Here is a 12,585-nt window from a genome sequence, read left to right as displayed (position 1 = left end):
AGGGAATATAGTTGGCATTTCCTAAAAAAGTAAAGATACGTGAGGTGGGGCCTCGTGAAGGTATGCAAATTGAAAAGGCATCAATAGCTACGGAGGATAAGATCAGATTAGTTGATTTATTGTCTGAATGTAACTTTCCTGTAATTGAAGTTACTTCTTTTGTAAGTCCTAAATGGGTTCCAGAGATGGCTGATGCAGAGCTAGTAGCTGCAGGATTTAAAAGACATCCTGGTACAGAATATCAATGTGTGTATCTTAATTCTAAAGGAATTGAAAGAGCTCAAGCCACAGGGAAATTTGACCTAGAAGGCGTTATCAGTATAACTGCAAGTGAAACCTTTTCCAGAAAGAATACCAATCGATCAATAGAAGAAACCTTTGAAGAAATGGATAGGCGTATTTCGGTTCTGGAACATTATAATGTTCCAATCAGTACACTTACAGTAATGACTGCCTTTGGCTGTAACTATGAAGGGGATAGTGATTTAAAGCATGTAGTTAAGTTAATTGACCGAGCGATAAAAAAAGCCAATGACAATGGTATAGATCCTGAATATATACTTCTAGGTGATACAGTAGGATGGGCCAATCCTGTTTCTGTCGAAAATCTTGTTGGGCAGGTCCAAGATAGGTGGCCGAACAAAAAAATTAACTTGCACTTACATGATACTAGAGGGATGGGGTTAGTAAATGCCTTTGTAGGGTTAAAAATGGGGGTAGACTACTTTGATACTTCAGTCGGAGGGTTAGGTGGGTGCCCATTTGGTGGATTTAAGGGTGCTGCTGGAAATATCGCCACAGAAGATATGGTTCATATGTGTCATGAACTAGGGATTGAAACTGGAATAGACTTGGAAAGGCTATTAGAAGTAACTAGAGAAGCAGAAAAAATACTCGGTCGCGAACTTCCAGGTAAGGTATCTAAAGGAAAAACCTTATCCTCTTATAGACGTAATTTCAATATTTAACTTAAGAAATATAGAAATATTAATACTGGAAATATAAGTCACTTTGTTTAGAGTTCTGTAGGATTAGTTATTAAGAGAATTTCTATTAATTTAGGATATCATGCCCCCCTATTTTGCTTCAGGCTTGACATCTTGAGATATAGAGTTGAAAAGAGCGATAAAAATTGAATTAGAATGTTTTAGGAGGTATGTAAAGAAATGGGTAAAATTGACAGTACTGTATATGATAGATTAGGAGAAATAAAAACCTCATCAAACCGTCCTTACTATGAGAAATTAAAACAGCAGGATAAAATGTTTGTTCGTGATAGAATCAAATATTTAATTGATAAGGATAGTGCTGAAATTGAAGATGGAGTATTTGCTCGTTGTAATGATGAACAGTTCCTACCAGGAGATGCTGTAGTTACTCTAGTTGCAAAAATAGATGGCCGCTCAGTAGCAATTATTGCTAATGATTTAACTGTAAAAGCTGGAACTTGGGGCACTAAGACTATAGAAAAAATTATGAGAATGCAAGAACTGGCAGAAAAAAGAAAAATCCCCCTTATTTATATGATTGATTCTGCTGGTGCCAGACTTAATGAGCAATTTGATACATTTATTGACAGAAGACACGCAGGAAAAATCTTTTATAATACAGCACGATTGTCTGGCGTGGTTCCGCAAGTTTCACTTGTTTTTGGTGCTTCTCCTGCAGGTAGTGCCTACCTCCCAGCATTATGTGATTTTGTTGTAATGGTAGATAAAAACGCAAGTGTTTACCTAGGTTCTCCACGGATGGCAGAAATGGCGACTGGTGAAAAGGTAACTATGGAAGAAATGGGCGGGGCTCGAATGCATAATCAAGTTAGCGGATTAGGGGATATGTTAGTTGAAACGGAACAAGAAGCTTTAAATGCTGCAAAGAGTTACTTAGAATATATGCCTCAAAATTGGAAATGTAATGTTTCTTTAAAAGAATCTGTTGATCCAGTACCAGGAAGAAAAATTGAAGAGATTGTACCAGAAAACCAGCGTGTTCCAATGGATATGTATGAGGTGATTTCTCGTATTGTGGACGCAGATTCTTTTTTTGAATTTAAAAAACTTTACGCTAAAGAGATAATTACAGGGTTTTGTCGGATTGGTGGGAGAGCAGTTGGAATTGTAGCAAATCAATCAAAAACAAAAGGTGGAGTTATCTTTCCTGCATCAGCAGAGAAGGCTGCTCACTTTATCTCTTTGTGTGATGCATATAATGTACCTTTATTATTCCTAGTAGATCTTCCAGGCTTTATGGTTGGGAGCAAGGTGGAAAAAGAAGCAATTATCCGAAGAGGTGCAAGGATGCTATCAACAGTTGCTAATGCAACAGTACCAAGAATATCAGTAATTGTAAGAAAAGCTTACGGTGCTGGGTATGTAGTAATGTCAGGGGCCTCTATGCAGCCAGATGCGTGCATAGCACTTCCACAAGCCCAACCTGCTGTAATGGGTCCTGAAGCAGCAGTTAACGCTATGTACTTTAATAAAATTCAGTCTATTGAAGATCCTGAAGAACGTCAAAAATTTATTATAGAACAACGTGAAAAGTATAATAGTGATATCAATGTGTGGGGTCCCGCTTCTCAATTATATATTGATGATGTGGTCCCAGGTGATCGACTGCGAAATGATCTAATCAATCGTTTCGAACTTTATTGTGAAAATAGAAATACGTTAGAAGGTATTGCTGAAAAGAAAACAGTTATTAGAAGGGGTTAGGTTAAAACATAAAAAGAATTAATTGGGGTTGGGTGTAGAATGGTTTCTCTTAAAAATAGAAGGCTTGCATTCGAAAAAAAAAGTAAAGAGTGGACTCCCGAACCTGTTCATGAATTTTTCTTTCGTATGGCGGAAGAGTACAAAGAAAATGAATATATTATTAGTCAGAAAAAAACATGGACCTATTCGGATGTGATGAAACAAAGCAAACAGTTAGCTGCAGGATTAATTAAATTGGGACTTGAAAATCATGAACATGTTGCGTTAATTTTCCCGAACCACCCTGAATTTATCCTTTCAAAATTTGGTGTAGCAGCAGCTGGAGGAATTTTAGTCCCATTAAATTATCGTTTAAAAAAGGAGGACTTTAAATATTTAATTAACCAGTCTGATTCTTCTTACATTATTACATTAGATGTATGGAATTCAATAAACTATGTTTCATTGTTAAAAGAACTATGTCCTGAGGTTTTCGAAGGAGCAAGTTCTGAAGTATTCCCAAACCTTAAAGAAATAATTGTATATTCCCCAGAAGGAAATAAATATCCAGGTACAACAGACTTTTACGACTTATTATCCTCTATAGATACTGCTCATATAGAAGGGATACTAAGCAGTGTGCCAAAAGGGCATGTAGGAGATGTTACAGATATTATGTATACATCTGGAACTACTTCTTTTCCGAAAGGTGCTCTTATTACTCATGATATGATCTGGAGGAGCGCGTTAGGCAGTTGCATTAATCGCGGTTTTCAAGAGGGGAGGAAAATTTTTGTACCAATACCATTCTATCATTGCTTTGGTTATATTGAAGGGATTATTGCTGTTAGTATGGTGGGCGGTGCGATAATTCCACAAATAAATTTTGATGAATTTCAAGCACTGGGTTTAATAGAGACACATAAAGCGAATGATATTCTTTGTGTACCAACTATTGGTTTAAAGTTATTAGAAGCACAGAGAAAGAAGTCTCGTAATCTTTCTAGTTTAAGAGCAATGTATTGTGCAGGTGCCGAAGTATCTACAAAAATGTGGAAAGAAATAAAAGAAGTTTTAAACATTGCAGAACTAATTACAGGTTATGGCATGACAGAGTGTGCAGCTGGAGTTTTACAAACTGATCCGAGTGATGATATTTCTTATCTCAGCAAATACGTTGGCCGAACTATTCCAGGCGGTCATATCGGATTAAGTAAATTGAATGGTAACAACATTCAATTTAATGTCAAAGATATAGGGACTGGTGAATACCAACCTTATGGAATAGAGGGAGAATTGGTGTGTAAAGGCCCTTTAGTCACAAGTGGATACTATAAGAAGTCTGAAGAAACAGAGAAGTCACTAGATGAAGAAGGATGGTTTAAGACGGGAGATTTAGCTGTTCTGGATGAAAATGGATATATTTCTCTGACTGGAAGAATTAAAGAGATCTATCGAATAGGTGCAGAAAATGTTGCACCTAAAGAAATTGAAGATATCCTTACAAGGCATGACAAAGTTAATCAAGCATATGTAATTGGTGTACCTGATGAGGTAATGGGTGAAGTAGGCATGGCATGGATTGTGCTTGAACCACAAGTAGCATTGAGTGAAAATGAAGTATTTGACTACGCTTCAAAACATTTGGCTAAATTTAAGGTACCAAAATATATAAAGTTTATCCAACACGCTGAACTCCCTATGACTTCAAATGGAAAGGTGCAAAAGTTTAAATTGAAAGAATGGTACCTTCAAGGAAAAGTTCAATCGTTATTTTAATCAATTAGTGAGTTTAATAGGTAGAAAATATTCGTCACAAATCAGGGGTTGAAGAAGATAGAAGTAGCGTTATTTTATTACTCGATAATTGAATTGTTTCAACTATTTGCATGTTTCTAAGATGAAGTGTGTCGTAGAATTATATATTTAAATAAGTTTAAGTTTAGGAGTGTTTCTATGCATGAAAATAATGGCATTATTTTAAAAAAGAATAAGGGTGTAGCTACCGTAGTATTAAATCGTCCAGAAGTCCATAATGCGCTATCTGGTGAGATGATGGTTGAGTTCGTACGTGTTTGTGAGGAGCTTTCGAAGGATGATGAAGTAACAGTTGTAGTATTAACAGGGGCAGGTGAAAAGTCTTTTTGTTCGGGTGCAGACCTCGGTGGAATGAATAGTGATGAAGATAGTGTAGTAGAATTCAAAAATCATGTTACAAAATTTAAGAATTGTTTGAGTGCTATAAATAAAATAAATAAACCTATCATTGCTGCAATAAACGGATATGCCTTAGCTGGAGGATTGGGTTTGGCAGTTGCGTGCGATCTTGCTTATGCAAAGGAATCTGCTCAATTTGGTGCTCCAGAAATAAATGTAGGTTTATGGGGGATGATGATTAGTGCTCCATTGATAAAAGCTATTGGAAGCAAAAAAACTTTTGAACTAATGTATACAGGTGATCGAATAGGAGCGGAGAAGGCCAAAAAACTGGGGTTAATTAATGAGGTATTTTCTCACGAAGAATTTGAAGAAAATGTACACAATATTGCAGAAAAATTAGCAACCAAAAACCCGATAGCTCTTATTCATGGAAGAGAAGCAATAAATATGATACATGATATGGACTATGAGAAATCTCTAACATATTTACGTGATCAAGTCGTGGTATTGAGCCGAACAAAAGATTACAAAGAGGGTCTCACAGCGTTCAAAGAAAAAAGAGACCCTGTATGGACTGGGCGTTAACAATGAAAATTTCAAATAATATTATTTAACCCTTCCACTGTATACCGCTTTTTGTAACTAATATTAAGTCGGCATAGAATTAATTTATCTATTAATAAAAAAATTAATTCTATTACTTTGTCTAAATTTTGGTTTTACATTGGAACTGATACTGGAAACAATAATTTAAAAGGAGTGGAATATATGGAACTGTTCTTTGATGACTTTTCTCTAGGAGATGAAATGATTTCTTCACGAAGAACAATTACTGAAGCAGATGTTGTTAATTTTACAGGTCTGTCTGGTGATTTCAATGCATTGCATATTGATGAAGAATTTGCTAAAGAAACCCCTTATAAAACAAGAGTTGCTCATGGTTTATTATCTGTCTCAGTAGTAACAGGATTGCAATCTATGATGGGTAATATTAATAGCTCAACCTTGGGTCTTTTGGAAATTAATTGGAAGTTTAAAAAAGGAGTTATTCCAGGAGATACTATCTATGCAAAATTTGTTGTTAAAGATAAGAAAGAGACTTCAAAAAATGACCGGGGTGTTTTAATACGTAGTGTTTATGTCTACAACCAGCATCAACAAATTGTTTCAGAAGGTGAAATTATTCTATTAATGAAAAGAAAAACACCTACTACCACTTTATAATCGATCAGATAACCGTAACAAACTAGCATAATTTATGAGCAATCAAAGTAATGTATAAAAACTCTTAAATAAAGTATCGTAAAATGGAACGAAGGAGACAACTTAATGAAGCGATTAGAAGGTAAAGTTGCTATTATAACAGGTGCTGGTAGTGGCCAAGGAAAAGCTGAAGCACAGCTATTTTCTCAACATGGAGCAAAGGTCGTAATAACTGATATTGAAGAAACCTCCCTTAGTATAACTGAATCTGAAATAAAAGAACTTGGTGGAGAAGTAGTTGCTATTAAACATAATGTCTCTTCTGAAAAAGATTGGGAACATGTTATAGCTTCTACATCAGAAAATTACGGGAAACTAAATATACTTATCAATAATGCTGGTATTCTTTCAAGGCATAGATTGGAAGAAACTTCATTAGAGGAATTTGAAAGGATTCAATCTGTAAATACCCACGGAACCTTCCTTGGTATGAAACATGCTGTACCACTAATGAAAAAATCAGGAGGAGGATCTATTATAAATATATCTTCTATTTATGGTTTAGTAGGCAGTAAAGGATCTTTAGCCTATCACGCTTCAAAAGGTGCAGTAAGGTTGATGACTAAATCTGCTGCCGTTGATTTAAGTAAAAGCTATATTAGAGTAAATTCTATACACCCTGGTGTTATTGAAACTCCCATGACTAGCAATATAGTATCAGATAAAGGACATCTACTAAAGAAGATAACTCCTTGGCCAGAGCTTGGGAAACCAATAGATGTTGCTTATGGCGCTCTCTATTTGGCATCAGACGAATCTAAGTTTGTGACAGGTAGCGAGCTAATAATTGATGGTGGATATACTGCTCAATAAATATTTGACGAGTATAGTGATAATCTAGTAGGGAGGAACGATATGATCGTAAGAATTGGGATTTTGAGAAAATCACAAAGACTCACCACAGAGGAATTCCAAAAACATTGGCTTGAAGTACATGGCCCAATTGCTGCTAGGATTCCAGAGTTACAGAGATATTGTCAAAATCATGTCATTGACTCTGAGCAACTCGGTATTGATTTTCCACGAAGTTCACAAGATGTTGATGGTTTTTCTCAACTTTGGTTTAAAGATTTGTCGGCCATGAAAAAAAGCTTTACAGAGGATACTGTTGATATGCTTGTAAAAGATGAACAGCGTTTTATTGGAAATGTGGAACTAATTGCCGTGAAGCAAAATGAAGTAATTCCAGTTACTAATGATAAACCTCTTATAAAAAGAATGTCACTTATTAAACGTCGTTCTGATATAGATATTGAAACTTTTGAACATGAATGGAAAGAAGTCCATTCACAACTTGTGAGAGCAATGCCTGAAGTTGAAGGATATAACCAGAACTATATATTGGATCGTAATATAAAAAGAAATAGATCAGATTTTGAGGATGAATCAATTGATGGTATTGTTGAACTTTGGTTCCAAGATACTAAAAGTTTAGAGGCAGCATTCGCTTCTGAAGCTGGACAAAAGACAATGGCTCATGCAAAAACATTTATTGGTGAAATTACTACATTCATAGTAGAAACACATCAAATTATTTAATTAGCAAAATATCAGTGTAAAGTAAACTTTTACAATTAATATTCAAAATATTATGATAAATCGCTGGCCGTATATCTTATATCATATAGGATATACAATATGAAGCAAAATGAAAGGGGGAATGGATGAAAGTATATTATATAAATAGTTTAAAGTAGTCAGCTAGATAAAACACCATTAAAAGAAGTATAGAGCCCGTAAAGTTATAACTGCACGTAAACCCACATTGTAGTCAATAAGAGATTACAATGTCTAATAGTATACTTTATCAGACCATAATGAAAAGATAGATTTAGGGTTTCTCTAAAAGCTTTATTGAAAATTATACCTAAGATTGTCTTATTTCATAATTATGATAGCGCTTACAAGACTAATATAATAGTAGGGGGTTTTAAGAATGAAGAGAAAATCATTTTTTACTTCAATAATTATACTTGTTTTTGTAGCTTTATTAACTGGGTGTTTAAATAAGGAGCAACCTCCTTCATCTAGTAGTCCAGAAGGAAATTCTGAATCCTCTAATCAAACTTTTAACTGGAGAATGTCATCAACCTATGTTCAAGGTTCAATTCAGTTTGAAAGGGATGTCAGATTTGTTGAGCTTGTAAATTCCTTAAGTAATGGACGACTTAATATTTCATTACATCAAGTTGGTGAATTGGCAGATGGTGCGTCACTTTTAGATACTGTTAGTAATGGAACGATTGAAATGGGAGGAGACTGGCCTGGTTCTTGGAGGGGGAGAAACACAGCCTTTAATCTACTAGGTACAACTCCAGTTGGCTTTACTGCATGGGATTACTTAATGTGGATATACGCAGCTGACGGTCACTCTATCTATAATGAAATTTATGGTGCAGAAAATCTAGTATATTTCCCTTACAATGCACCTGGAACTGAATCAGGTATTCGATCTAACAAGCCTATTAATAGTGTAGAAGACTTACAGGGTATGAACATCCGGTTTGTTGGTACAATTCAAGAAAAAATTCTACAGGAATTTGGTGGAAATCCTGCAAATGTAGCACCTAATGAACTTTATGAAGCTCTCCAAAGGGGCGTCCTAGATGCTATTGAATTTAGTTCACCAGCTGGGGATAAAGCCATGAACTTTGACGAAGTTACTAGTTATGTAGCAGTTCCATCATGGCATCAAACTGCTTCTGTAACAGGAGTAATGATCAATCAGGACGCGTGGGAAACTCTTCCTGAGGATATAAAATTAATTATTGAAGTAGCTGCGAAAACTACTATGTTAGAAACTACAACAAATGAAATGTTTAAAGATGCCCTTGTAACTAATGAAATGCTAGAACAAGGAGATATCACAGTAACCGAATATCCAAACGAGGACCTTGAAAAAATTCATGAATTAGCAAAGAAATTTGCGGAAGAGTTAGCAGATGAAAACCCTGATTTTGCAAAAGTGTTAAATAGTCAAAAGAAATATATGGAGGATTATTCTACTTATCGTGAAATGCAAGGTGAATGGGGATTCGGAACCAACAGTGGAATTTTTTCTGATATAAATTAATGTTAAGAAACAATCACACTCTATTAGGTGAGCTCCAATGCTCACCTAATATATCTATAATAATAGTACTTTCAATAATATGAATGGAGAGGTTGTTAATGAAAGTATTAAAAAAAATAATAAAAGGAATAGACACAATAAATTTATGGGTTGGTAAACTAGGGGCTTGGTCAATTATTATTTTAACATTATTAGTAGTTTTTGAAGTCATTAGCCGTAGGGTTTTTAATTCTCCAACGATTTGGACTTATGAAACGATAACAATGGTATATGGATTTCACTTTATGATTGTAGCTGCTTATGCACTACTACACAAAAGTATTGTTTCAGTTGATATATTATATGAACGATTTTCCTTAAAGGCAAAAGCAATTTTAGATTTAATAACATACTTTATCTTTTTCTTTCCTTTTGTTTTAGGGGTTTTTTATGTTAGTTATGGAAATGCTTTGTTTTCCTGGTCTATAAATGAGACATCCTCGTCTTTATTTGGGGCGCCTGTATACTTATCAAAAACAGTAATACCAATTGCATTTGGTTTATTAGCTTTACAAGGTCTCTCTGAAGTCTTAAAAAGAATTTATGTTCTTGTTAGGGGGGAAACCTTATGATGGAAATAATGGCAATATTACTATTTCTTGGTTTAATAATCGGTTTAGCCACTGGACACCCTTTAGCATTTGTGTTAGGAGGATTAGCTACAATTTTTGGACTAATTGGCTGGGGACCCCAAACATTAAATATATTTATCAATGGTATTAATGGTATTATGAATAATTATACATTGGTGGCGATCCCGTTATTTACTTTTATGGCTAATCTTTTAGCAGGATCTAAAATTGCTGATGGATTATTTGAATCATTACGTTATTTGTTTGGTAGATTACGGGGAGGGATTGCATTTGCGGTTGTAATTGTTTCTACAATTTTAGCTGCTACTACGGGTGTAGTAGGTGCCTCTGTTGTAACAATGGGTGTATTAGCAATCCCAGTATTATTAAAATATGGTTATAATAAGAGTTTATCGACTGGAGTTGTAGCTGCTGGAGGTACACTAGGAATATTAATACCTCCAAGTATTATGCTTATCGTAATGGGGGCACAGGCATCAGTTTCTGTAGGTGATTTATTTAAAGCTACGTTAATTCCAGGATTACTTCTAGCGGGCTCCTATTGTATCTATGTATTATTTATCTGTTGGAGAAAGCCTGAATATGGACCAGCCCTTTCTTTAGAAGAAGCTGCAGCGATGCCAGTCAAACAAAGAATAATAGGGAGTTTTGTAAACTTAGTTCCACCATTAATTTTAATAATAGCTGTACTGGGTTCGATATATACAGGGGTTGCTACGCCTACAGAAGCCTCTGGGGTAGGAGCTTTTGTCGCACTGTTAATGACAATAGCTTATCGAAGGTTTACTTTAAAAGTTTTAAGTGAAGCAGTTTATGAAACTGCAAAAACTACAGCAATGGTTTTAATAATTATGGTAGGAGCTACGGCCTTTGCTTCAATGTTTATGGCCCTGAATGGTGTTCAACTTATTCAGGAATTTGTGAATACATTAGGATTTAATCAATGGGGAGTTTTTATCTTAATGTTAGCCTTTGTCTTCATTTTAGGTATGTTTATCGATTGGGTTGGTATTGTAATGATTGTATTCCCTATATTCATGCCTCTTATTCAGACGTATGATTTTAACATGATTTGGGTTGTAACTTGTATTGCCTTACTTTTACAGACATCTTTTTTAACTCCTCCATTCGGTCATGCACTTTTTTATGTAAAGGGTATAGTTTCTGAAAAAGTGAGTACAGCGGAAATTTATAGAGGGGTAATCCCATTCATAACAATTATAATATTAGTTTTAGCAATTATTATGATTTTCCCAGATTTAGTATTATGGCTACCTAATGCTTTTAAATAGCCATGAAATTAATATAAAAAGGCTTCTTGATTAAAAAATAGTCTGAACTTTTAGAATTTTTAATTGGTTAAATACAAAAAAAATTATTGGGAGTGAATGATATTGTGCATGTTATTTTCGCCATATCAAATTAAGGACATAACTTTAAAAAACCGACTAGTAATGTCTCCAATGTGTATGTACTCCTCTTTTAATGAAGATGGTAGAGCTACAGAATGGCACAAGGTGCATTACTCTAGTAGGGCAATAGGTGGAGTGGGTTTAATTATTACTGAGTCAACAGCAGTTAACCCTCAAGGAAGAATTTCCATGCTAGACTTAGGTATATGGAGTGACGAACATATCTATAGTTTAAAGTCAGTTGTGAAGAGTGTACATGAAAATGGATCAAAAATAGGCATACAACTCTCCCACGCAGGACGAAAAGCTAACATCGAAGGACCTGTGATTGGCCCTTCGGCTCTAGCTTATAAAGATGGTCAAAAAATTCCCGAAGAGATGAAAACTGATACGATAATACAAACTGTTATAGATTTTAAAAATGCGGCACGGCGAGCTAAAGAAGCTGGATTTGATTTAATAGAAATTCATGGGGCTCATGGATATTTAATAAATCAATTTTTATCCCCGTTATCAAATAAAAGAACCGATGAGTATGGAGGATCAAGAGAAAATCGTTACCGTTTCTTAAAAGAAGTTATTGAAGCTATCAATAGTGAATGGGATGGACCACTATTTGTTCGTATTTCTGCAGACGAATATAACACTAAAGGGAATACTATGGATGATTTTATTTACTTTTCTAAGCGAATGAAAGAGCAAGGTGTTGATCTAATCGATTGTAGCTCTGGAGCAGTAGTACCTGCACATATTAATGTATTTCCAGGGTATCAAGTTCCACTTGCAGAAAAAATTAAGCATGATGCAGACATTGCTACTGGTGCTGTAGGATTAATAACAAGTGCAATTCAGGCAGAAGAAATTCTGCAAAATCAAAGAGCGGACCTAATTTTTATAGCTCGTGAATTACTACGCGATCCTTATTGGCCATTAAGGGCTGCAGTCACATTAGGTGCTAATATAGAGGCGCCAAAACAATATGATAGAGCGTGGAGAGAAGCGTTGCCATTGGAAAAGGAAGCTTTCAATCAGAGATGGGTACCGGGGAAGGAATCGTTAGCCCCAAAAAGGAATTAGCATTTGGAAATGAGGGAATTTTTTTTGCGGAATTCCTTTAGTTATTAAGGAGTTTTAATACTTCCAATTAGAGCATATGAAATTTTATATGGCAAAGACCTGTTAGATCTTATGAAAAGCAAGGGGACGTTTCTCTTGCTTCTTTAGTTTCGCAAGAACTAAAGAAATGCGTCAATATTTATCCCTCCAACCACTGCGCCCAAATAGTATCTTCAGCAACCATATTCCTTTTCTTTTCTTAAGCAAATTCGCCACGGTCCCATAAAAATAAAGCA

Annotated in this window: 10 protein-coding genes and 1 pseudogene; all 11 read left to right on the top strand. The window is 35.1% G+C overall.

Features of this window, described 5'->3' with window-relative positions; translation table 11 throughout:
* The first annotated feature begins 11 nt into the window (after positions 1 to 11).
* Positions 12 to 968: a hydroxymethylglutaryl-CoA lyase gene (locus GKP30_RS15085; protein ID WP_216830286.1), complete on the top strand. Its 957-nt coding sequence runs from the start codon at positions 12 to 14 to the stop codon at positions 966 to 968.
* Between the two features lie 198 nt (positions 969 to 1,166).
* Entirely contained in the window at positions 1,167 to 2,714 is a 1,548-nt protein-coding gene (locus tag GKP30_RS15080) for an acyl-CoA carboxylase subunit beta (RefSeq protein WP_216830285.1), read from the top strand.
* A gap of 39 nt (positions 2,715 to 2,753) precedes the next feature.
* Entirely contained in the window at positions 2,754 to 4,472 is a 1,719-nt protein-coding gene (locus GKP30_RS15075) for a class I adenylate-forming enzyme family protein (protein ID WP_216830284.1), read from the top strand.
* Between the two features lie 177 nt (positions 4,473 to 4,649).
* Positions 4,650 to 5,438, top strand: coding sequence for an enoyl-CoA hydratase/isomerase family protein (locus GKP30_RS15070; RefSeq protein WP_216830283.1), 789 nt, complete (start codon positions 4,650 to 4,652; stop codon positions 5,436 to 5,438).
* A 183-nt stretch (positions 5,439 to 5,621) separates the two neighbouring features.
* The gene (locus GKP30_RS15065; RefSeq protein WP_216830282.1) at positions 5,622 to 6,077 is read left to right on the top strand and encodes a MaoC/PaaZ C-terminal domain-containing protein; all 456 of its coding nucleotides are present in this window, start codon (positions 5,622 to 5,624) and stop codon (positions 6,075 to 6,077) included.
* Between the two features lie 105 nt (positions 6,078 to 6,182).
* Positions 6,183 to 6,929: an SDR family NAD(P)-dependent oxidoreductase gene (locus GKP30_RS15060; RefSeq protein WP_216830281.1), complete on the top strand. Its 747-nt coding sequence runs from the start codon at positions 6,183 to 6,185 to the stop codon at positions 6,927 to 6,929.
* 42 nt (positions 6,930 to 6,971) lie between these two features.
* On the top strand, positions 6,972 to 7,655 hold the full coding sequence (locus GKP30_RS15055) for an EthD domain-containing protein (protein WP_216830280.1): 684 nt from the start codon (positions 6,972 to 6,974) through the stop codon (positions 7,653 to 7,655).
* Positions 7,656 to 8,052: 397 nt separating this feature from the next.
* Positions 8,053 to 9,189, top strand: a complete 1,137-nt coding sequence (gene dctP / locus GKP30_RS15050; RefSeq protein ID WP_216830279.1) for a TRAP transporter substrate-binding protein DctP — start codon at positions 8,053 to 8,055, stop codon at positions 9,187 to 9,189.
* Between the two features lie 98 nt (positions 9,190 to 9,287).
* Positions 9,288 to 9,800, top strand: a complete 513-nt coding sequence (locus tag GKP30_RS15045; RefSeq protein ID WP_216830278.1) for a TRAP transporter small permease subunit — start codon at positions 9,288 to 9,290, stop codon at positions 9,798 to 9,800.
* Positions 9,797 to 11,113, top strand: coding sequence for a TRAP transporter large permease (locus tag GKP30_RS15040; protein ID WP_216830277.1), 1,317 nt, complete (start codon positions 9,797 to 9,799; stop codon positions 11,111 to 11,113). Before GKP30_RS15045 ends, GKP30_RS15040 begins: the two co-directional genes overlap by 4 nt.
* 108 nt (positions 11,114 to 11,221) lie before the next feature.
* Positions 11,222 to 12,229, top strand: a pseudogene (gene namA, locus GKP30_RS15035) (NADPH dehydrogenase NamA); the annotation flags it as partial.
* Between the last annotated feature and the right edge of the window lie 356 nt (positions 12,230 to 12,585).

Origin of the sequence: Alkalihalobacterium elongatum (assembly GCF_019024285.1) — a bacterium.
Lineage (GTDB): Bacteria > Bacillota > Bacilli > Bacillales > Bacillaceae_F > Alkalihalobacterium > Alkalihalobacterium elongatum.
This window is presented reverse-complemented; position numbering and strand designations above follow the sequence as displayed.